This window comes from Leptolyngbya sp. PCC 6406, assembly GCF_000332095.2.
In the GTDB taxonomy this organism is placed as follows: Bacteria; Cyanobacteriota; Cyanobacteriia; order Phormidesmidales; family Phormidesmidaceae; genus PCC-6406.
Genome location: NZ_KI913949.1, coordinates 4,091,882 through 4,113,827, shown reverse-complemented (window position 1 = coordinate 4,113,827; position 21,946 = coordinate 4,091,882). Strand labels below are relative to the sequence as shown.

Sequence of the window (21,946 nt, the reverse complement as noted above, 5' to 3'; positions counted from 1 at the left end):
TTAACCGCGAAGCAAATGGTTTTGGCAGCGCTGGTGGTAAATTGCGGCAACCTTGTCTTCGGGGCATTGGTCTAAACAACGCTGGAACCGTTCAGCGGCGTTACTATAGGCTCCTTGGAAATAGAGCAGCAGGGCGGATTCAAAAAGGGTTTTCGTGGCGGACTTAAGGACTCGGAGAGTGGGAGGATCGGCCTCATACACCTCGTAAACACTAACAAAGAGGGTTTTGCCCTTCATTTGGACCCGGTCAATCACCCGTAGGGCATAGCCATTAGGGTTTTCCAGCTCCATAAAGGTGTGGTGAGAAATGAGGAGATTGACACTGTAGGCCCGCGTCATCCGCTCAATGCGGGCAGCAACATTCACCGTGTCACTAATGACGGTGCCATCCATACGGTTGCGTCCGCCGACGGTGCCCAGCATGAGATGCCCGGTATTAATGCCCACACCAATGGCAATGGGAGCCCGTTGCCGTGTGGCGCGTTCCATATTGTAGTCGTGGAGACGCTGGAGCATGGCAATACTAGCCCGCAGAGCATCGTCCGCCCCCCGACTAAAGAGGGCCATAATGGCATCGCCAATGTACTTATCGATAAAGCCATAGTGCTCTGCAATGGTAGGCTCCATCCGAGAGAGAAAGGCATTGATAAAGCGGAAGTTTTCCTCAGGACTCATTTGTTCCGAGAGGCTGGTGAAGTCGCGAATGTCGGCAAATAGCACCGACATATGCTGTTCCACTTGGTCCCCCAACTCCACATCCACAATGCTTTCTTTGTTGAGGAACTGCAAAAACTCCCGAGGCACAAAACGGCTATAGGCCAGGTTGATCTTCGAAAGCCGCAGGTGGGTGTTCAGACGGGCTAGGAGTTCCCCCTTAGAAACGGGTTTGGTCAGATAGTCATTGGCTCCGGCAGAGAGCCCCTCTACCAGATCCGCCACTTGATTTTTGGCGGTGAGCATAACGATGGGGAGGGCATAGGCGGGGTGCTGTTCCCGCACCTGGCGACAGACCTCATAACCCGTCATCCGGGGCATCATCACATCCAGCAAGATCAGGTCTGGCAGCAATCCATTCGATAGCATCGCTAGAGCCTCAGGACCATTGCTGGCCTGGGTGACTCGATAGCTGTGTACCGAGAGATGATTAACAATGACCTGGCGATTAACGGGTTCATCATCAACCACCAGGATTAAAAACTGACGGGCATCAATAGCGTCACTATCGCCGTTATTACTATCACCGTCATCACTACCGAAGGGTTCCACCAGAGTCAGCGCTTCTCGATTCAGGGCGGCAACCTGCTCCGCCATCTTGACAGTGGGCAGGGTGGCGGTGGAGGGGAGGTCATCCTGAAGAGCGGGGGCGCTCTCCAGGTGAGCTAGGGGCAGAGTAAAGGTGAACTGGGAACCCGCCCCGATAGCAGAGATCACCTGGATGGTGCCGCCATGGAGTTCCACCAGTTGCTTAGTGACGGCGAGGCCAATGCCCAAGCCGCCATAGATGCGACTAGTGGACCCGTCTGCCTGCTCAAAGGGCTCAAAGATACGCTCTAGTTGATCAGCAGGAATCCCAATACCCGTATCGGAAACGGTAATAGCCAGTTGGTCTCCGGCTTGGGGGACAAAGGAGATGCGCGGTTTCCGGGCGATCGCCCGCTCTAAGCGATCCTTAACCACTGTGGTTTCCGTCTTTCCGGGCTCCATGGCTGCTGGTGGCGCTTCAGCATCCCGCTCTCGGGTCTGGGCCATAGCGGGGGATAGGGGCTGCACCGTGCCGTGTTGGGACCGCATGATCTGGGCCGATACCCCAATCATGCCGTAGTCGGTGAACTTGAGGGCATTGCCTAGGAGATTGTAGAGGATCTGCTGAAGGCGGTTTTCATCCGCCAGCACCGGGGGTAACTGGGGAGAGACGGCGTTAATGAGTTGCAGGTTTTTTTGGTGGGCAAGGGATTGGGTCAAACCCAGCACCAGTTCTGTCGCCTCCCGCACCCCCACGGTCTGAACCTTGAGCTGGATGCGGTTATGCCGCAGTTGAGAAAAGTCGAGGATGTCATTGACCAGATTTGACAGGCGGCGACCGCTGGCGACAATCATAGCGAGGTTGCCCTTGGTGCGGCGGGGCAGGGGGCCGCTGGCTCCGTCAATGAGGGATTCGGCCAGACCAATGATGCCGTTGAGGGGCGTTTTTAGCTCATGGGAGGTGTTGGCTAGGAATTCATCCTTGAGTTTGTCGAGGCGCTGCAATTCTTGGTTACTGGCCTGGAGGTCATAGAAGGACTTTTTGAGCTGTTGGGCCATCGTCTGGAACGCGATCGCAAGTTCCGACAATTCCTCAAAGCGTCCCGACGGAATGGGCTGATCCCAATGTCCTAAGGCCAGCTCCTTAGCCGCAGAATTGAGCCGTAGGATCGGCTGCACTACCCAGCGGGCAGTGAGGGCGGCAATCAGACTGGCAACGATGAGAGAAATGCCACAAAGGATCAGGGTGGTGCGGGTATAAGCCGTAATCTGGCCCATGAAGTCTGCTTCGGGAATGATGGTGATGATCAGCCAATCGAGGCCACGCCCGTCGCGAAAAGGAACAATGTGCACCAATTGGCGCTCCCCGTCACGGCGGAAGGCGATCTGCTGGACAGATTGGATTTGCTCCAGCGTGCCAAACTGCCCCAATAGGTGTTGGGCGGTAGCCCGAATGCTGGGATTTTCACTGGCGGTGGCCTGGAGGCGACCCAGTTTTCCACTAGGTAGAGTCACAAAAGGGGCCTCTTGGACCGATGTGGCCACAATCTCTCCGCTGCGTTCCAGAATGAAGGCTTCCCCATGGGCGCTGATGTTCAGCAGCCTCAAGTAGCTGCTGATCTGCTCTAGAGTCAAGTCTAGGGCAATCACCCCGGCCAACTCCCCACCATCGCCGGTGATGGGGGAGGCGAGGGTAATGCCCAAGACCGAATAATCCTGGGAGGCAAATTCGTAGATCGGACTCCAACTGGCATGGCCATTGCGGACAACGGCCTGATACCAAGGGCGGGTGCGGGGATCGTAGGGCTGGGTGGCAATGGTTGCTCCCCGTAACCCCTGATCATTGAGTTGATAGGTGATTCTCTCTGGCAGGGAGTCAAGGGTCACTTCCCACAACACTGTGCGGCCATCGACCCGTTCCTGTACACCGATAAATTCCCCCGTTTCACGCCCCAGATAAATGCTGGTAATGCCATCGGAGGCGCGAAGCTGATGCCAAAAATGACGGTGTAGCGCCTCAAAGTCGCTGACGGTTAAATCGCCATTGAACAGAATGCTGCGGCTGTTGCGCTGGAGCAAGTTGGGTTGAATTAGATAGCTGTTGAGATGTTCTTGAATGCGGGCAGTGGAATTATTGCTGAGCTGTTCAGCAAGATCGTTCACCGCCTTCTGCCCATTACGCAGGGATAGTACTGCTGTCAATCCCACTGCCGCCGCCACCTGCACCACAAAGGACACCACCAGCACAATACGCAGGGGCAGTTTATCGAATAGGGTAGTTAGCGATCTCGGGGGCGAGGAGGCCATGGGACAGGGCCTGAGCAAATAGGATTGAGATAAAGATGAGGTATTCAGCGGGGTAGGAGTGATGCTTGGATATCAGGCCCAGACCCATTCCCCCATACAGGTCATTATCATCCCCATCAGGTTACCCCCAATATCCGGAGAGTAAACGATGGAGTGGAGACCAATCGATCGAGGGTGTACCCAGCACCGGGTATGGTAGGTTTTGAGCAATTATCCTGACGTCATCCGCCCAATGCGGGAGTAAGCGGTCCCAGGGAGATCGGGCTTTGAGCCCACCACGCCAAATTGCCCAGTCAATACAAGCCAAACCCGCCCCTACAGCTAACGGCTTCACGCTTCACGCTTCACATTGCCTCTTGCTATATCTATGAGTCCTCTCGCCTCAATTTGATCTGCGGTCATCTTGCCCTCAGGCATTTGAGCCAGTGCTGCGGTCAATTGGGTGCCACCGGGGTCATCGCCAAGTTGATATAGGCTGACGGCAATGCGCAATAGAAAGGAACGCGCATCTTTAGCCTGGGCAATTTCCTCGGCAGTGTGGAACAGCATCCGGGCCTGCTCTTCAGCTTGGTTACCTCCCTGGGCCAACAGTACCGCCCCCTTAAGGCGGTACAGTTCAGTAACATAGGCTCCTTCACCGTAGGCATGGATATCATCCAACCCTTGATCCACCGTTTCAAAAGCCTCCTCCAGATGCCCCGCATCCAGCAGGCTCTTGGTCAGGATCATGGTGAAGAAGCCAATGCCCAGACGGCTACCGCTAGCCCGTAGGCTGGCGATCCCTTCCTGCATCATCGGTAGACCCGCCTCAAAGTCCCCCAGGCCAGCTAGGGCACGGCCCCAGAGGATATTTCCCAGCACAATCCATAGGCCCAACTCCTTTTCCTTCGCCAGGGTGAGCATGGCCCGAGCGGTTTCGCGGGCCTGGGGAAAATCATGGCGGCATGTGTAAACCCAAGACAGGGTTTGTAGCGCCTGTGCGACGGAAAAAGGGTGATCGAGGCTGCGGGCGATCGCCAGTGCTTTTTTAGCTCGCTCCAAGGCAGTATCCGGGTAACCGAGAATCCAATCACCCCAGGCAATCCAGGTAGAGAAGGCAACATAGGGATCTGTTCCCAAGCGGTGCACTCGCTCCTTGCGAGCATCATCCTGCTGATAAAGCTCGTCGAGGGTGACCTGCTGGGTGCGGGCCTGCTGAAACTGACCCAGCCAGAACAGAGTATTGCCCAGAGCCCCAGTAGCCTCCATTTTTATGCCATTGTCAGCGGAGGTGTTAGCAATGGCATTGCACTGCTCAACAATGTCGAGACAGGTCTTCAGCGGCCCCACGAACAGGTAATAGCTCCACAGCCCCCACAGGATGGTGTGCATGTCGGGCATATTGCCCACATCCTGACAGAGGAACCTGGCCCGTTCATACACAACCCGCACCTGCTCCGCCTGATACCCCTGGGTCATCACCAAGACATTGGCCTGCTTCATTCGCAACTGCAACTCCAGGCGGTTGCGTTCTGCCCCCTTCTCCATAATGTCCAGCATTTCGATCGCCTGGACATAGCGCTGCTCGGCCTCCGTGTAAGCGGCAGTACGGATGGCTTGATCCCCTGCCAGGATGGCGTACTGAAGTGCTTTAGTACTCTCTTCAGCGCGCTGATAATGGTGAGCAAGCACCGAGTAATAGGGAGCCAGTTCCTCGGCGTGGTGCTCTTCGTACCACCTAGCGGTAGCACGGTGCAGATCTCGCCGCTGCTTATAAAGCAGCAGATTATAGGCCACATCTTGAGTGATCAGGTGTTTGAAAATGTACTCCGGTTCTGGATCACTGCCATACAGGGGGGTCATGTCCAGCTTTTCCAGATCATCCAAAATTTCCGCCAAATTCATCTGGGTGGGTAACAGCGGGTGAATTTGCCTCAGGGCTGCAACGGCAAACACCCGCCCAATGACGCTGGCTACCTTGAGGGCAATCTGGTGCTCAGGGGCAAGGCCATCAATGCGCTCAAGCACAACCCCCTGCACCGTGTCAGGAAAACCCAGATCCTCCAGCTTGGTCACATCCTGCTGGAGGCGACAGGTGGTGTTGTGGATCTCCAGCAGTCCCGCCTCACGGATGGCGGCGGTCAGTTCCTCTACAAAGAAAGGGTTCCCTCTGCTCTTGGTGTGGATAAAGCTCACCACCTCTGTAGGCACTTGGGTAACGCCAAGGCGCTGGGCCACCAGGGCTCCGGTGTCACTCTGATCAAAGCCCTGAAGTTGAATGTGGCTGTTTTCCGGGCGATCGATCAGCATCCGGAAGGTGATCGCCTGTGGCCCCACCACGGCTCGGGTTGCTATCACTACCAGCAGTGGGCTCACGGTCTCAATCCCTTCTGCCAGCAGTTGCCAGGAGGCGGAGTCCAGCCAGTGGGCGTCCTCAAGGAGAATAACGGTGGGGGTGCGCTCAGCCGAGGCCCGGAGCAAACTCAACACTAAAGACTTGATAGCAGCGGCTCGGGCTGGCCCCTCCAGCCCAGTTACTACTTCTGGAAACCCCAGGGGGAGGATATCGTTGAGCAGGGCAACATCACTGGCTAGGGCAGACCCAACAGCGTTTAAGACCTGCTCCCGGTGGACTGCCGGAGTGGCCCCCTGTTCTAGGGCAAACAGATGGGTTAAGATGCCGCGCCAGCCATGGTAGGGTACCGTCTTTTCGATTACGTCCCCAGCACCGCGCAGGGTAATCACCCCCTCTTGCCCCGCCATCCGACAAAGCTCTTGGGAGAGACACGACTTGCCCACCCCAGCCTCTCCCTCTAGAACAATGGTCTGGTTACCCTCCCCTCTGGCCAACTGCTGGAGGGCTGTTTTGAGCAGGACTTGCTCCTGGATACGACCCACAATCCGGACGGTCTGGGGGCGTTGGATTTGCTCCCGCAGCGGCACGTACACGGCAACGGATTTGTCCTTGCCCTTGACGCGGATGGGCTGCTTCTCTTCATAGAGAAACCCATCGCGGGTGGCGCGATGGGTGTCGGGGCAGCAAAAGATCGGCACCTGACTGCTGGGGACAGCCAGGACAGCTTGCATCAGTCTCGCCGCCAGGTTAATAGATGGGCCGATCACCGTATATTCACACCGCTGATCATCCCCTCCCACGACCCCACAAAATGCCTTGCCGGTGGTCACTCCGATGGCGTGACGTACCCCCAACTGATTGAGCTGAGCGTGGATATCGAGGGCGACCTGGACACCCCTGACGGGATCGTCCTTGTGGGCCAAGGGAGGAAGCCCCAATGCCGCAATCAGATAGGCTCCCTTGTCATCGACACTGATCTTGTTCAGGGTACCTTCTCTGCGGTTGAGTGCCGTTTGGGTATCGCGCACAACGGCGTGAACCAAAGCTAGATCGGCATCGTTGTGAAAGTCTGCAAGGCTGATAAATAGGGTGGTCACCCGCCTCAATTCCGACATGTAGGCGGCCTGCCCTGCTGCCGCTCGGGCCAAAAGAACACTGGGAATATAGGCCCGCAGGGCTTCGATATTCTGTACTGGCGATCGCTGCGGAGATGGAGAAACCGCCTCAGATTCCCGAGTAGGCTTGACCACCCGAGCATAGCCTCCGGCCTTGGGCTCTAACAGGAACAGTTCCTGGGCCAGGGTCTTGGCGGCGGGGGATAAAATTACCTCCCCCCGTTGCGCCCGAGTCTGGGCTAGGCAGACTTGCTCAACTGCGTCTCCCCGCACCATGTAGTGCCACTTGCGGTAAACACCACCGACGTGAAGTCCGCTCAGGGCACCAACACCAACACCAATGCGCATGGAGATGGCGCGGCCCTCTGCCGCAACGAAATCTCCTAGGGCTTGTTGTGCATCCAGGGCGCATTGGGTGGCGATGGCGACAGCGGTAGCGCTATTATCCCCATCGCTGATGGACCAGAAGGCATAGAGGGCATCTCCGGCAAAGTGGAGGACATCGCCGCCGCTCTTGGCGATTAACCGCTCTAGGCGCTCAAAAACGCCATTGAGAATATGGGTCAGCACCTCGGCCCCGTCTGGCCCCTGCTCAGTTAGTCCCTCAGACAGAGCCGTGAACCCTGAGATGTCTGCCATCAGCATTGCCCCCATACGGGTATAACTGAATGCCTCCTCTAGAGGCGGCGGATCATCCTGAAAGCAATCGATAATCAGCTTCGGAATATAACGAGTGATGTCATCAACAGGGTGTACCATGGCTTGTATTCACCAGGAATGACGTTGGGGATAGCATTGTCATCGGAGCACCCATTCGTAGGCTATTGTGCTGTAGGTCGTTACTTTTTTACTGTGATATCTCAGTGATATCTTCACCTCAAGCCCGAAACTTGACATAGCGACCTGCATAGCCAAGGTCTGCCATGATGGCTTGCATCACCTTCAGAATGTTAGGGTCATCGCGAAACGCGATTCGCTGGGGCTGGCTGGGTGCACCAATCGGCTGGGTGGCCTCTATGCCAAGGGCATACAGTTCCCCTACCTCTCCAGCTTGGATTTTGGCGGTCAATTCAGAATTATCCCAGGTAGAGCCGTCTAGTCCTAGCCAAGCCAACATATCAGGCGACATAATGATTGGCTGCGGCAGCAGACTAGAATAGGCCAGGATGTTTTCATTAACCATGAAAACGGTTACAGTTTCCTCGCCACCATTCACTTGCAAAGTCAGCTTAGCGTGATCATGCCCCTGCTGGGTAGCAATTTCTACCTTGAGTGGTTTCAGGGGTACCCCAGCCAACACCCGGCTCTTGAGTCCCATAGCGGCCAATGCATTCTGCACATCCTCTAGATAGTTGCCTCGGCTTTGCCGGAGGGTCGCTCCGAGGGCAATGGCCTTAGTGAGACCTCCAGGCACCGCAAATTGCTTCAGCTCTGCCCCTGTCATCAACCAGGTTGCAAGGGCACCCAACAATCCGTAGGCGGAACTGCCAATCATGGCGATGGCACTGGCCTGAATCTGGCTGGCAGTGTGGGCTTTGAATATGGCGGATTGATATTGGGCGGGGTCGTTGGCATCGTTAGCAATGACTGCACCGTAGCGCTCGATCAACTCGTTTTGCTGGCCAAAGGTGGTGGCAGTAATGAGGGGCACCGCTCGTCCACAACCATCAGCATTGATGACTGGTACACCCATGTCGTTTGCCGCCAGCAGGGGGGCGATGCTGTTAACTGCTCCCATTTCTCCTGGCACCACAAACGATATCTGCACACCTGTTGATTCTTCGAGCGCCTTGACGCAGCGTTGCAAGGAGTTGAAGTTGGGGGTCTGTAACTGGGCTGCCGCGATCGGCGATCCCAAATAGGCAACCATGACTACCCATTGGTCATCCCGCACCTGATCTACATCAACCATGGGAATTTGCTGGTGGGGATCGAGGGTTGCTAGCATAGCCTTCCCCATGCTTTTGGGGCCACCGCCCCCAACGGCCAGCAAGGTAGCCCCCGTTAATAAGTCTTGTCGGGATTCTTGATCCAGCTTTAGTGCGGCTTCGCTATCACAGGGAATCGTCTTTAGCGGCCTGCTCAACCCTGTGTAGGACTCTTGCAACTGAACTGGCAATTTCTCATAACGAGTCAGGCTGGGGGTGTGATGTACGCTAAGGAACATGGTGGCTCTCCATTGCGGTTACGCGGTTACGTAGTATGACGGAACTCATCCTCCTTTAGAATCTCCCCAGCCCGGATTTAGGCCAGATCTAGGACAGTATCCCTACTGACCTCTACTAAGATATATGCTACCCAGCAGCACGTTGTTGTATCGTCGCTGCTACTGGCCAGGGGCGTAGGCGATCGCCTCATCCTTAAACTGAGAGGGCACCAAAGAACGTTGGATATTCGCTTCTTGCCCATAAGGTGTTAGCCCCTGCTCATTGCTAAACAAGTTGGTTGGATCATATTTAGCCTTGACAAACAGAAGGGAGTTAAAAGCATCCCCCCAGTAATTCCAGCGATAGTTGATATTATTGCGGTTGGGATAATTCTGGTATTTGTGTCCGTTAGCGTATTTTTCCAGCAGTTGGTTAAAGCCCGCCAGCCATTCTTCTGCTGCTTTTCGGCCACTCTCCGGCCATTTTTCGCTGAAGAATGAGTCGATAAAGAAATCAAAGTCAACATCTCGATGAATGAACGCATTGGGCCGTTGGGGTGACGATGCCGCCCCTCCATAGACCTCCAATGCACACAAGTTATAGATATTGGGGGTCGTCTTGTAATAGTTAATGATCTCGGTCCATTCCTCTGGACTCAAGGTCCGGGCGATATAATTGCTTTGCTTGATCTCAAAGACAGTTTCCAAATCAGGGGGTATCTCCCACCAGTTGAGCAGGAAATCGCTGAGATTTTTGTATCGTGCCACCTGCTCCTGTAACAAGGTTGGCGTGCCGAGGGTCATCAATGGGGCTATCAATGTCTCACCTGTGGCCTTGGGGCCGTTATACATCCCCATCAACAAAAACGAACAGTCATCCGCACCCTGAACCCTAGAAAAGGCACATTGATACCCGAGTTTGGGTGTTAACCCGGTGCGTATGTAGTTGTTCTGCAACTCGGGCAACACTTGTGCCGCCTGATCAATGGGCCATTGCAGCACAAAAGCCCACAGATCACCGAGCTGAACAGTGCGGTATTCCACGTCGAGAAGAATCCCTAGGGTGCCGCCTGTCCCCCCCCGCATCGCCCAGTACAAGTCGGCATTCTGAGTTTCATCGGCGATGACTATTTTGCCGTTGGCGAGCATGACGCGGATGCGTTCAACCCTGTCGCAGTTCAACCCAAAGGTGCGGGAGGTAAAGCCATAGCCCCCACCTTGCATGTGACCGGCGACCCCGACGGTGGCGCATTCACCACCGGGAACATGCAACCTGTAGAGATCTAACTCGGCATTGACCAAGCCCAAATTAGCGCCTGCCTGGACTACGGCAGTGGTCTGATCCGGGGACACAAACACCCCATTGAGGTTGCTGATATCGATTACCATGCCATCAACTACAGAATATCCGGTGTTGCTGTGTCCCCCTGAGCGCACTGCAAACGTGAGTTGATCGCGGTATTGCCTCACTGTTGCTAAACAGGTAGCAACATCTGCTTCAGCCGCACAGTAAACAATGATGCAGGGATAGGGGAGATCGGGTGCTAGAGAATGTCCTTTACGATCTTGGGGGTAAGCAGGATCGCCAGGGAGTACGATCCTGCCCTGTAGGGATTGCTGGAATGCCTTCAGTTCTTCGTCACTGAATGGAAGCCTGCAACGTTCATCATCCGGCAGTCTGGAGAGTGATTGGCGTAACTGCTGTTGACGCAGGGCTAGATTTGCATTGGTAAGCATTGCCATGATTCCCTTTCCCATTGTGGTTTGCGTTATTTTACGGAGACTCAACTGGAAATAAAGTCGCCACTACAACTACAAACGTTGTAAAGCTTGCTGTTGGGTTTACTAGGAGCCAGGGCTATCGACGCCAAGGGGAGTAGGGGGAGCAGAGCATTGGTGTGCCAGTGATCGCTTAGGTTTAACTCTGCGCCGCTGGAGTGGGGGTTATCGGGGGATTGACACTACCTGGATCCGTTGGGCGATACCTGAAGGAGTGGTGCTGCTGACAGCTCAGGAATTAGCGATCGTGGCCTAACAGGGAGCCCATGCGGCCCAACAGGGAGCCGATAAACTAGCCCGTAAAAGGATCGTGACCTGAACCAGCCTATTTATTTGATCGGGGTTGAGTTCAGCAAGCTTACCTGTCCTGTGGTGGGTTTTGACTGGACGACCTAGCCGCTTATGCAATCAAAGGCAGTTTTTTCTGGGTTGGGGTAGGTATTCTCCTGGGGGGATGTCATAGAGTAGGCTTGGTTAGCTACGTTACCAATTCTGCCTATGTTGCCCAGTGCTCAGGTTCTACGGCCTTTTTTGCGGCCCCTGTCGCTGTCGCTGCGATCGCTGCCTACGGTAGCGGTCCTTCTGGCAGTAGATGGAATCACCCTCATCTTGGCGGCAAGTGCGAGTGTGGGGATCCGGCTGGCATTCAAGGGGCAATTCGATCCCCAGCTTTACTGGCAGTTATGGCCGGTCATTGTGGGGTTATTGCTGATTTATACCGTAGCGGGCCTATACAGCGTTGGTATTAGTCCGGTCGATGAGTTACGGCGACTGTGTGTGGCGACCACGGCCCTCTATTTGGGACTGAGTACGCTTATTTTTTTGCTGCGAGAGGGAACGACCTACTCGCGCAGCATTTTTCTAATGGCCTGGTTGCTATCTATGGCCCTGGCTTGGCTGGGACGTATGGGAATTCGCTATATCTGCGCCCCCCGCTCGTGGTGGGGGCATCCAGTTCTCATATTGGGGGCAGGTAAAACCGGTGCGTTAGTGGTTCGGACCCTCAAGCGACAACCAGGGCTAGGGCTAAAGCCCGTGGCAGTGCTGGATGATGATCCCCAAAAGCAGGGCTTTCTAGAGGGGGTGCCCGTCTTGGGACAACTCTCCCTGGCTCCCTATGCAGCGCGGGAACTGGGGGTGGGCCATGCCATTGTGGCTATGCCGGGGGTACCTCGGGAAAAGCTACTGTCGATTTTAGAGCAGTATGGACACACTTTTCCACACTTGCTGATGATACCAGATTTATTTGGATTTGCCAGCCTGTGGATCAGTACAAGGGATTTAGGGGGGATGCTGGGGTTGGAAATTCGCCAGCGGCTGTTTTTGCCGGGACCACGATTAACCAAGGCGCTCATTGAGTTAATCTTGACGGTGTTGTTGGGGGTACTGGTTTTGCCGCTGATGGGCTGTATTATGCTGGCGGTAAAACTGGATTCTCCTGGCCCTATTTTTTACGGGCAAAAGCGTTTAGGTAAAGGGGGTATGCCCTTTACGGCTTGGAAGTTTCGGTCCATGGTCAGGGATGGGGACCAGGTATTGGTCACTTACTTGCGGCAGCATCCCCATCTAGAGGCTGAATGGAATCGCGATCGCAAACTCAAGAATGACCCCCGAGTAACGCGAGTAGGGCGATTTCTACGACGCACGAGTTTAGATGAACTCCCCCAGTTGTGGAATGTGTTGCGGGGAGAAATGAGCCTTGTGGGACCGCGTCCGATAGTGGGGGATGAAATTCGCCACTATGCCGATAAATTTGAGCTTTACAAGCGAGTCTTGCCCGGAATTACGGGGCTGTGGCAAGTCTCAGGACGGAGTGATATCACCTATGCAGAACGGGTGAATCTGGATGCCTATTACGTGCGGAATTGGTCAGTATGGTTGGATTTCTATATTTTATTGCAGACAGTTGGAGTAGTTTTGTTGGGGGATGGAGCCTACTAATGTGCGCCTAAATCCGAATCAGCCTGTGGCACCCCCACGTCAGTCTTCCCGGTTTACCTGGTCTGAATTCCTGGATTTTTGCCTGGGACTATTACCCTATCTCATGTATGTCAGCCTGCTAGGCATGGTCAGTTTTCTCGGGGCCATTTTCTATCGCTATCCTAAGCGCATTGCCCAGCAGCTTTATCGCCACGGCTTTTGGGCGATTACCCTCCTTTTGGGCATCAGTACCCTCCAAGCCCATGACCGAGGAGAAGCCAGCCTTCAGTTAGCCCATTTCTTACCCTACTTTTTGCTGTGGGCGGCCCTGATGGTTTATCTGCCAAGCCTAGAGCGAGTCTGGACGCCCCTGACCCGTTGGGCTTGGATCTTGGTGATAGGTACGTTCCCTTTGAGTCTCATTGCATTGGCGGAATACGGCCTCAAACGAGTTCCGAGTCAGCCCTTGCCGTGGCTTTTGGCCCAGTTCCCTCCCCTAGACTGGCTTTATACCGGAGATGCCCTCGATCCCAGAGCCTACTCCCTGTTTAATTCCCCCAATACCTTTGCCAATTACGGAGTCATGGTGATGGGGTTAATCGTGGGTCTTTTGGTCTCCGCTGAGGGTAACTTCGATGGGGCAATCGGACCTAATCACGCTCAAAGACTGCGTTTTAAACAGCGCGGTTGGCTGAGTCTGACCCTGGGGCTGTTGTTGATTGGCCTCTATTGTTCAGGATCCCGGAATGGGTATTTGGTGGCGTTCATCCTGCTGGCGGTGGGACTCTATACCTTGAGGCGGAACCCCTGGATGCGTTGGCTGGGGCTGGGGGGGGTGGGCGCGATCGTCGTTAGTGTGCTGTCTCTAGGTATTGGTGGACGATCGCTCTCTTGGGCTTGGGTTACGGAGGATCCCCGAGTGTACGTGTGGCAGTTAGCGCTGCGGCTAATTGTCCAGAGACCTTGGTGGGGTCATGGCTTAGGCCATTATAAGTTTCTCTATGACGGGAGCGTTCCGGGCTATGACGGCATTCCCCATGCTCATAACCTCTGGCTCTCCCTAGCCGCAGAGGCCGGTTTATTTTTGACGATTGTGCTCACTCTGGTGATTGGGATGATCTGTTATCGCGGGGCGCGTGAGATCGCGGCCTTACCTAGCACGTCCCAGCTTAAGGGGGTTGCCCTGGGGTATGGGTATTGCTTCTTAGCGATGGCTTTGTTTTCCTTTTTTGATGTCACCCTCTACGATGCCCGCCTAAACTTACTGAGTTGGCTATCTCTAGCGGTCTTAGGGAGTTTGCCTGAATTGGCTCACAGGGGCGATCCTTGAGGGCGATGGGCAACTATGGGTCTATGTATGCACAGAGGCGTATTTGACTACTGTGTCTGAGGGGTTGCGCCAGTATGAGGTTTCCGGAAACTGGTTATCCACAGCAGAAGAACGGGTGGAAAAAGCTTGATAGCTGGCAACAGCCTGGATAACGGGTGATGTCGATGGCTCAGCTTAGAGCCATAAACTTGTCGCAGGTTTTCAAAAGCCATGGGCTGGATAACGGGTGATGTCGATGGCTCAGCTTAGAGACTTGGGGATAGAACTAAGCTCGCAGGTGGCATACTGAGCCCAATCAAAATATTTGCGGTTGGGGATCAACAGGATGAAGGATCGGGCTTTAGTCGCAATTGTGGCCATCAGTATATTGCTGCTCCCGACTTTGAGCTATGTCAGTTTTGTTGGATTCCTTGTCGTGATAGGGGTGATGGCCTTTAGGGCTCCCCGAGCGATGGCCAGCTTTTGGTGGCGAGAAGGGTTTGTGCTGGTGGCTTTGGGGTTAATCTTGAGTACCCTGTTGGCCTACGATCGCAGTGTTGCCTATGTGCAACTGGCCAATTTTCTTCCCTTTATGGGGGTCACCGCTGCCCTAGCGGTGTGGCTGGGCAACAGTTCCCAGCCTTTCCGATATTTGGAAGACTGGGCGGCTTGGTTCTTGGTGATCAGCGTTCCCGTGAATCTGTTTGCGGTGCTGGAATATATCCTGATGGCTCCAGCGGTAAGGACAACACTGGGAACGACACCGGGTTTTCGCCTGTTCTATGAGCATAACTACGACTTCGGTCATCGGGCCGATCTGCTCTTTGGCAGTCCCAATGCCTTAGCCTGCTATTTGGGATTTGTATTTGCTTTGGGGCTGGGATTGTTACTGAGCCATTGTCTAGTCAAGCGCTGCCCCTTGGGGACGGACTTGGGGGCAAAGTCCAAGGTTGTGGGCTGGCTCTACAAACCGGGAGGACGGCTGGGGACTGTTACCTTCCTGAATTTAGTGGGTTTGTTTTGCACCGGATCTCGCAATGGCATTCTGGTCACTGGAGCCATTTTTGTCATTTCCCTCTGGAGCATTCCTCAGGGCAAGGGACTAAAGCGGGCCTGTGCTTGGGGGTTGGGAGCATTACTGCTCTGCACCATTGGCTTCGGGATGGGCGGACGCAAGCTCTCTGGGGCAATTTTCACCCAAGACCCTCGCTTGGGGGTGTGGCGTATCGCTTGGGACTATGCTCTCCAACATCCCTGGTTTGGAATTGGTCTGGGCAACTATCGGCTCCTGTACCCCCCAGAAGCGGTGCCGGGGTATGTAGAAATGCCCCATGCTCATAATCTATGGTTGATGCTGGTTTCTGAGGCGGGGTTTCCTGTTGCGATCGCACTGACCTTAATCGTAGGTTGGACCCTCTATCGGGGGGTTCGGATTCTACCCACCTTGCCACCCCAGCATCGAGCCATTGCTCTAGGGTACTACTGGGCCTTTATCAGCTTGACCCTGTTTTCTGTCTTTGACCTCACTATTGCTTACCCCAGGACCACACTGTTGGGATGGTTTACCCTGGGGTGCATCTACGGCATCCTGCGCTATCGGTCCCAACTTGGGCAACTAAATCAATTTGGCGGCTCGTAGACCAAAATAAAGTGCTAAAGCTAGGCCAACAGTGGATCCGAGAAAAAGAATATAGGCTACTGCACCGCCCATTTTGACTGTATCCCTACGCAACATTATTTTTATTCAACCACGTTTCTATGCCGCAAGGCGGACAACCCTCAAGGCAGATAACTTAGCTCCTAGGCAGGGTGGGTTTTGAGCTTCCCATTCTGGATTTCCCAAATACGAGCCAAATTTGCCCCTACGCCACCACCCTGCATTGGGCGTGGTTTCCGCGCCCCTACCAGACATTCAATTCAAAATTCAAAACTCCCTGTCACCTACCACCCACCCCTAAGCCCCATCACGGGTCACCCAGAAACAAGGACAACCATCCTATGCCCTCCGGGCAGGCTCCGCCCTAGCGTTAGCCTTAGCGTAGCCATGCCGGAGGCTATTGCCCGAAGGGCTATACGACTCAGTTGCTCCTCCGGAGCCGCTACGCGCACAGGGCAAGCAAGGAATTGCCCCTACGGGACATTCAATTCAAAATTCAAAACTTTCTGCCACCCGCTACATTGGGCGCGGAAACCGCGCCCCCACCCCCCGAGGCATCATCCCCCATCACCCTCCGAGGCATCACCGTGACCGTCTTCAGTACCTTCAGCCCATCTCTCCGTTGGAATCTCGTCATCCTCTTTGGGGCAGGGCTGTGCTTTTGGGCAGGTTTGGCAGGGCTGTTGCCCACCCTGCCGTTGTTTATTGAAACCCTCGGGGCTACTGGCCAGCAGATTGGCGTAGTGATGGCCTCCTTTGCCATTGGGTTGTTGATCACGCGGCCCTGGTTGGCACGATTGGCAGATGAACGGGGACGCAAGCTGGTGCTGTTGATTGGCATGGCCGCGATCGCAGTTGCCCCCTTCTTGTATCTGCTGGCTAGCCTCTTGCCCCCCCTGGCCTGGGTGATTCCCTGGGGCGATCGCTCGGTCACGATTAATGGCTTGCTGGCACTAATGATGGTATTTCGCGCCTGCCACGGCATCAGCATTGCCGCCTTTGTCGTCGCCTACAGCGCCTTGGTGGTGGATATTTCCCCCCCAGCCCATCGGGGAGAACTGCTGGGCTACATGAGTCTCGTCAACCCCGTGGGCATGGCCCTGGGGCCTGCTCTGGGGGGCTATTTGCTCACCTGGAGCAACTTTCTGGTGGCCTTTTTGGCCATGGGGCTGCTGGGGCTACTGGGACTCCTGTGTATTCTTCAGGTCAAGAATCTGCCGCTTCCGGGCAGCCAGCAGAGTGGGGTACCCAGTTCGAGACCGATCACCGCGTCAACTACCGCATCAATCACTGCGTCAACTACCGCGTCAATCCCCCCGTCAACCGCCGCGTCAACAAGATCGGGTAAAAAACCGTCTAACCCGCTGTTTTGGCGACTCCTATGGGCTCCTCGAATCCGTACTCCGGCCCTGATCCTGCTGATGGTGGGCTTGGCCTTTGGCACCTTGAGTACCTTTATGCCCCTATTTGTTCGGGAGGCTGGGGTGGACTTGAATGTGGGGCTAATCTATACCGCCTCAGCCTTGGCCAGCTTTGCCATTCGGTTGCTCGTAGGGCGGGCCTCCGATCGCCACGGGCGGGGACGGTTCATCACCATCAGCCTGCTGCTCTACACCCTGTCGATGCTGATGTTTTGGCAAGCGGAAACCCCAGCTATGTTTTTGCTGGCGGGCCTGATCCAGGGGGGGGCAGCGGGTACGTTGATCCCCATGATTGCAGCCTTGATGGGGGATCGATCCCATCCCGACGAGCGGGGCAAGGTCTTTGGCCTAGTCATGGTGGGTTTTGATCTGGGTATTGCCATGGCTGGTCCCATCTTCGGCAGCTTTGCGGATGTCCTCAGCTATCGAGGTACCTTCGGTCTATCGGGCTTGATGACCCTAATTGCTTTGGGCATCTTTGTCACGGCCTCCAGCAAGGATCTGGGCCATTCCTTCCGATTTGCTCTCAGTCATGGACGGGATGTTTACGCGGTGGAGGAGTAGGGGTGTGGGGGTGTGGGGGTAGAAGGCCAAAAACTCAAGGTCCAGGAATCTGAAGGCCAAAAACTCGTAAAGGGACGCTGGGGTTTGCCCAGCGTCCCTTTACAGAAATGATTCATCATGGTTCAACGGGCGAGGAGGGATTCGAACCCCCGACACCGTGGTCCGTAGCCACGTGCTCTAGTCCACTGAGCTACACGCCCTTAACAAGATTTAGATATTAACACAGCACCTAGGCCCAATGACAGAGCCCACAATAGAAAAATCTGACGCCAATGCCACCCCTGCTGCCCTGACCCATCTGGATGGCCGGGGCGAAGCCCAAATGGTAGATGTTTCCAGCAAAGTGGCGACCGTGCGGGAGGCCATCGCCATCGGCCACATCACGATGACCGCAGCCACCCTGACGGCGATTGAGGCGGGCAATGCCCCTAAGGGCGACGTACTGGGGACGGCCCGTCTGGCGGGCATTATGGCGGCGAAGCAAACCGCTCACTTGATTCCCCTTTGCCATCCCCTGCCGTTGCAGAAAATTGCGGTGGTGCTAACCTCCGACGTGGCCCTACCGGGCTATCGGATCCAGGCCACAGTCCGCACCCAGGCGGAAACGGGCGTGGAAATGGAGGCGCTGACGGCGGTGGCGGTGGCGGCCCTGACCCTCTATGACATGGCCAAGGCTCTGGATAAGGGGATGGAAATCGGGGGAATTCAGCTCTTGAGTAAGGTTGGCGGCAAATCTGGGGATTACCATCGCGATGGCCCTTCCGGGCCGGTCTTTGACTATCGCACCCCATGAAAACCCGAGTGCAGGTAAACCCACGGGTCCAGATCGTAGCGTGGGTAGAACGAAGTGAAACCCACGGGTGGACAAAGAGGTTACGAAAGATCGTCGGAGGACTCCGAGGAATCTGGAGTAGGGTCAAGCTTGTGGAGGATATTAGACAACTCCAGGGGAAAAAGAATCACCGTATTGGAGGGGCTACTGCCCAGACTGTCGAGGGTCTGCAAGGTGCGGAGTTTCAATGCAATAGGATTAGCGGCCAAGAGGTTGCCCGCTTCTGCCAGATTCACCGCCGCCAAACGATCCCCCTCCGCCTTAGTAATCGTGGCTCGCTTTTCCCGTTCCGCCGCTGCCTGCCGGGACATTACCTGTTTCAGATCCTCCGGTAGTTCAAAGTCCTGGAGTTGTAGAGAATCGACGTTTAACCCCCAACTTTGGACCCGCTCGTCAATAAGGCTGGCAATGCGCTGTTGAATCTGCTCCCGTTCCGATAGCAGTTCATCCAGGGTGGAAACACCAACCACATCTCGCAGGGCTGCCTGGGTGTATTGAGAAATGGCGAAACGAAAGTCTTGAATGGCGGTAATCGCCAGTTCTGGATCCCGGACTGTAAAAAATAGGGCGCTGTCAATCACCGCTGGTACGTTGTCGCGGGTAATGGCTTTTTGCTCGGGAATGTTGAGTACCAGGGTGCGGGTATCGATAAAGCGGACGTACTCTAGCCCCGGAATTACGTAAAAGAGGCCCCCATCCTGAAGCCTATGAACCTTCCCTAAGCGTAGGACGACGCCCTTTTCCCATTCCGCCCCCACCCGCACGCCACTGACAACACGGTTCCACAACAGACTTGCGATCGCGGCAACAGTCAGGTGAGGCACCCGTTGGTTCACGGTTTCTGGCTGAACGCCCCGCAGCGCCAAAGCCAAGACTAGGACGGCGGGAAGCCAAAACAATACCCCTCGGATCGGCCCTCCGAGGGAGACATGATCGCTGGTGGGGGTGGCGTAAACCTTTTGCTCCATTGGTTCCATAGTGCCCTCCTGGGGCGAATTGGGGGATGCCATCGCCGCCTATTTCCCTGCGTAGGCAGCTATGGGCTCCTTGATGAAGCGAATGTAAAGGTGCTTGAAGGTGGAGCGGAGGACGCGGGGCAGACCAAAGTCGATGGGGACAAGTTGGGCGGGCAACTGCCAATCTGCGATCGCAAGTTCCTCCGGCCTTTGCAGGGGAAACCCGATCGCCTCCAGGGCCGGACACAGGCCCAACCGCTGGGACTGGGCCACCGTGGGAATGGTTGCAGGATCAGCGCCCAGAATGGCCACCAGGGCTCGATCTAGGGCAAACACATCCGTCGAAGCCCCCAGAACCCTCAGCATCCGAGGTTCACCCCCGCTAGGACCGTTGCCCTCATGGCCCAGAATGCCGTCCACAATCGTGAGCTGCGGTGCGATCGCCCGCGCCGTCTCCACCAACATGGTGCCAAAGCGATCGCGATCTTTCCCCGCCTCCATGTGCCACCACGCTTTCATTTTTCCCGGCACACAGCCAAACAAGTTCTTCACCCCTAGGGTCAGGGTGAGTTGCACATGGGACTTGACCTTGGGCAAGTTGATCACCACATCGGCGTCCATCACCTCCTGGGACAACAGCAGGTGGGCCAACTCGCCGCTGGCCTCCGTGGCGTAGCGCTGGCCGTGGAGTTCCTTCACGGGGATCCCAGCCTTTTCTAACCAGGGCAAATAGCCATTCGCCTTCGCCACCCCATGGGCACTGCCAAAGGCCGGACTATCCCCCAGAAAGGGCTGGCCCCCCGCCGCCTTCACCATCATTGCCACGCAGTAGACCACCTCGGGGCGGGTAACGCATTCCTTGGTGGGACGGGCTCCGGTGAGCAGGTTGGGTTTGAGCAACACGCGATCGCCCGGTTTCACAATCGCCCCCATGCCCCCCAAGGGCGCTAACAGCGCTGCCAATTTGGCTTGGAGATCCTCTACGGCATAGCTCTGGGCACGGAGAAGGGAAACATCGCTGACCATGGCGGAGCTGACTCCTTCATTTCGGTTAATTCGCCATGCAAATAGTAACGTGGATACTTCTTGGGCTCTGCTCAGATCCGGGATAGGAATTGGCTAGAACACGCTGAGCAGCCTCAACCCTGGAGGGTCGGATTTTGAGGCGATGGGACTGAATGTCCCCGATGGATTTAATCCTTTAGCGAGAACGCTTGACCATGCTGAGTTTTTGGGCGCGCACCAGCGGCACCTGGATCAATGTTGCCACGATTTTAATGGGGACAGGGCTGGGGTTGCTGTTGCGCCACCATCTGCCCCGTAACTTGCAACAGATCATCACCCAATCCGTCGGGATCTTGACCCTAGTGCTGGGGATGCGTTTGGCCATGGGGCTGTTTACCCTAGAGGCTGGCCCCATAGATGGGGTGATCTTGGGACTCTTGGCCTTGGTCATAGGGGGACTGCTGGGGGAATGGGGGCAGCTTGAAACCCGTCTGAGGGCCGTAGGAGATGTCTTGAAAAAACAGGTCAAGGGCGGAGGGCGCTTTACCGAGGGCTGGGTTGCTGCCAGTCTGCTGTTTTGCATTGGTCCTATGGCGATTCTGGGTAGCCTGGAAAATGGCCTCACCGGGGCCAACGCTATCCTCACCCTCAAATCCACCATGGATGGCCTCGCCGCGATCGCACTTACGGGCACCTATGGTTTGGGGGTAGGTTTCTCCACCCTCAGCATTCTTCTGTACCAGGGCGGCCTCTCCCTGCTGGCGGGCCTGCTGGCCACTGCCCTCCCCGACCCCGCTAGCGATCCCCACGTTTTGCTCACCACTGGGGTCGGCGGCATGATGATTATCGGCCTGGGGTTGGGTCTGCTGGAAGTCGCCCAAGTGCGCATCGCCTCCTTTCTACCCGCCCTCCTATTGAGTCCATTGCTGGTTGCGATCTCATTGGGGTTGGGCTAATAGAGCCAAAGGAAGTATGGCGGTAGGTAGGAGAAGTCCAGAGGTAGAAGTACAGGGGTATATGATCAAGGCGGCTCCGTCGTCTCTTAGTTTCCAGTCATGCGTACCTCCCGACTGGTGGTTACCTTGCTGCTCGTCGCGGTATTGGTCACCTTCGCCCTGCAAAATACGACCCCAGTGCTCCCCCTAGTCTTTCTAGGGGGACGAACGGTGGCATTGCCCCTAGCGATCTGGATTATGGGTGCGATCGCGCTGGGGTCCATCACCGCCCTAATCCTGATCGGGTTGGTCAGTGGCATCGGTGGGAGTCCCCAAAAATCTCGACGACGCTGGCGGGTGCAGCCGGAACCCGAACCGCGATCGCCCCAGTCTAGCCCCCAAGATTCATCCCCCCGCGCCAAC

At 55.7% G+C, this 21,946-nt stretch carries 14 protein-coding genes and 1 tRNA gene; 7 read left to right on the top strand and 8 right to left on the bottom strand.

Annotated features, from left to right (window positions below; genetic code table 11):
* From LEP6406_RS28765 to LEP6406_RS28760, 4 genes are all read right to left on the bottom strand, one after another.
* Nucleotides 1-3,549 (bottom strand): response regulator, encoded by a 3,549-nt coding sequence (locus tag LEP6406_RS28765; RefSeq protein WP_008317381.1) that lies wholly within the window; start codon nucleotides 3,547-3,549, stop codon nucleotides 1-3.
* 330 nt (nucleotides 3,550-3,879) lie between these two features.
* A complete protein-coding gene (locus LEP6406_RS0218180) occupies nucleotides 3,880-7,758 on the bottom strand; it encodes an adenylate/guanylate cyclase domain-containing protein (protein ID WP_008317382.1) in 3,879 nt (1,292 codons plus the stop codon).
* A gap of 118 nt (nucleotides 7,759-7,876) precedes the next feature.
* Complete coding sequence (locus tag LEP6406_RS0218175; RefSeq protein WP_008317383.1) at nucleotides 7,877-9,166, bottom strand: DUF917 domain-containing protein; 1,290 nt, start codon at nucleotides 9,164-9,166, stop codon at nucleotides 7,877-7,879.
* Nucleotides 9,167-9,325: 159 nt separating this feature from the next.
* Nucleotides 9,326-10,888: an FAD-binding oxidoreductase gene (locus tag LEP6406_RS28760; RefSeq protein ID WP_008317384.1), complete on the bottom strand. Its 1,563-nt coding sequence runs from the start codon at nucleotides 10,886-10,888 to the stop codon at nucleotides 9,326-9,328.
* A gap of 534 nt (nucleotides 10,889-11,422) precedes the next feature.
* Here LEP6406_RS28760 and wbaP point away from each other — a divergent pair.
* From wbaP to LEP6406_RS0218155, 3 genes are all read left to right on the top strand, one after another.
* Entirely contained in the window at nucleotides 11,423-12,865 is a 1,443-nt protein-coding gene (wbaP, locus tag LEP6406_RS0218165; RefSeq protein WP_008317385.1) for an undecaprenyl-phosphate galactose phosphotransferase WbaP, read from the top strand.
* Nucleotides 12,852-14,174, top strand: a complete 1,323-nt coding sequence (locus LEP6406_RS0218160; protein ID WP_008317386.1) for an O-antigen ligase family protein — start codon at nucleotides 12,852-12,854, stop codon at nucleotides 14,172-14,174. Before wbaP ends, LEP6406_RS0218160 begins: the two co-directional genes overlap by 14 nt.
* 325 nt (nucleotides 14,175-14,499) lie before the next feature.
* A complete protein-coding gene (locus LEP6406_RS0218155; protein WP_008317388.1) occupies nucleotides 14,500-15,792 on the top strand; it encodes an O-antigen ligase family protein in 1,293 nt (430 codons plus the stop codon).
* Here LEP6406_RS0218155 and LEP6406_RS31460 read toward each other — a convergent pair.
* Nucleotides 15,769-15,864 carry a cytochrome b6-f complex subunit PetL gene (locus tag LEP6406_RS31460; RefSeq protein WP_155834716.1) on the bottom strand — a complete coding sequence of 32 codons (96 nt, stop codon included), beginning with the start codon at nucleotides 15,862-15,864 and terminating at the stop codon, nucleotides 15,769-15,771. The genes LEP6406_RS0218155 and LEP6406_RS31460 overlap by 24 nt on opposite strands.
* 413 nt (nucleotides 15,865-16,277) lie before the next feature.
* Between LEP6406_RS31460 and LEP6406_RS0218150 the strand changes: the two genes are divergently transcribed.
* On the top strand, nucleotides 16,278-17,795 hold the full coding sequence (locus LEP6406_RS0218150; RefSeq protein ID WP_008317390.1) for an MFS transporter: 1,518 nt from the start codon (nucleotides 16,278-16,280) through the stop codon (nucleotides 17,793-17,795).
* A 126-nt stretch (nucleotides 17,796-17,921) separates the two neighbouring features.
* Here the strand turns inward: LEP6406_RS0218150 and LEP6406_RS0218145 are convergent.
* Nucleotides 17,922-17,995: transfer RNA gene (locus tag LEP6406_RS0218145), tRNA-Arg, on the bottom strand.
* A gap of 38 nt (nucleotides 17,996-18,033) precedes the next feature.
* Here LEP6406_RS0218145 and moaC point away from each other — a divergent pair.
* Entirely contained in the window at nucleotides 18,034-18,588 is a 555-nt protein-coding gene (moaC, locus tag LEP6406_RS0218140) for a cyclic pyranopterin monophosphate synthase MoaC (protein ID WP_008317391.1), read from the top strand.
* An 80-nt stretch (nucleotides 18,589-18,668) separates the two neighbouring features.
* On the opposite strand, the gene LEP6406_RS28755 is transcribed toward moaC, so the two are convergent.
* The gene (locus tag LEP6406_RS28755; RefSeq protein WP_225886570.1) at nucleotides 18,669-19,637 is read right to left on the bottom strand and encodes a slipin family protein; all 969 of its coding nucleotides are present in this window, start codon (nucleotides 19,635-19,637) and stop codon (nucleotides 18,669-18,671) included.
* Between the two features lie 6 nt (nucleotides 19,638-19,643).
* Nucleotides 19,644-20,609, bottom strand: coding sequence for an Npun_F2552 family protein (locus tag LEP6406_RS0218130; protein ID WP_008317393.1), 966 nt, complete (start codon nucleotides 20,607-20,609; stop codon nucleotides 19,644-19,646).
* Nucleotides 20,610-20,803: 194 nt separating this feature from the next.
* Here LEP6406_RS0218130 and LEP6406_RS0218125 point away from each other — a divergent pair, with 194 nt between their 5' ends.
* A complete protein-coding gene (locus LEP6406_RS0218125; protein ID WP_008317394.1) occupies nucleotides 20,804-21,544 on the top strand; it encodes a DUF554 domain-containing protein in 741 nt (246 codons plus the stop codon).
* Nucleotides 21,545-21,643: 99 nt separating this feature from the next.
* Nucleotides 21,644-21,946, top strand: a 303-nt coding sequence (locus tag LEP6406_RS33405; RefSeq protein ID WP_027269245.1) for a LapA family protein, incomplete at its 3' end; no start/stop codon positions are given.

Coding starts and splice junctions, on each gene's coding strand:
- LEP6406_RS28755 (WP_225886570.1), bottom strand. CDS start 19,637: ATGGCATCCCCCAATTCGCCCCAGGAGGGCACTATGGAACCAATGGAG.
- LEP6406_RS0218130 (WP_008317393.1), bottom strand. CDS start 20,609: ATGGTCAGCGATGTTTCCCTTCTCCGTGCCCAGAGCTATGCCGTAGAG.
- LEP6406_RS0218125 (WP_008317394.1), top strand. CDS start 20,804: ATGCTGAGTTTTTGGGCGCGCACCAGCGGCACCTGGATCAATGTTGCC.
- LEP6406_RS31460 (WP_155834716.1), bottom strand. CDS start 15,864: ATGGGCGGTGCAGTAGCCTATATTCTTTTTCTCGGATCCACTGTTGGC.
- LEP6406_RS0218155 (WP_008317388.1), top strand. CDS start 14,500: ATGAAGGATCGGGCTTTAGTCGCAATTGTGGCCATCAGTATATTGCTG.
- LEP6406_RS0218175 (WP_008317383.1), bottom strand. CDS start 9,166: ATGTTCCTTAGCGTACATCACACCCCCAGCCTGACTCGTTATGAGAAA.
- wbaP (WP_008317385.1), top strand. CDS start 11,423: ATGTTGCCCAGTGCTCAGGTTCTACGGCCTTTTTTGCGGCCCCTGTCG.
- moaC (WP_008317391.1), top strand. CDS start 18,034: ATGACAGAGCCCACAATAGAAAAATCTGACGCCAATGCCACCCCTGCT.
- LEP6406_RS0218180 (WP_008317382.1), bottom strand. CDS start 7,758: ATGGTACACCCTGTTGATGACATCACTCGTTATATTCCGAAGCTGATT.
- LEP6406_RS28760 (WP_008317384.1), bottom strand. CDS start 10,888: ATGGCAATGCTTACCAATGCAAATCTAGCCCTGCGTCAACAGCAGTTA.
- LEP6406_RS0218160 (WP_008317386.1), top strand. CDS start 12,852: ATGGAGCCTACTAATGTGCGCCTAAATCCGAATCAGCCTGTGGCACCC.
- LEP6406_RS28765 (WP_008317381.1), bottom strand. CDS start 3,549: ATGGCCTCCTCGCCCCCGAGATCGCTAACTACCCTATTCGATAAACTG.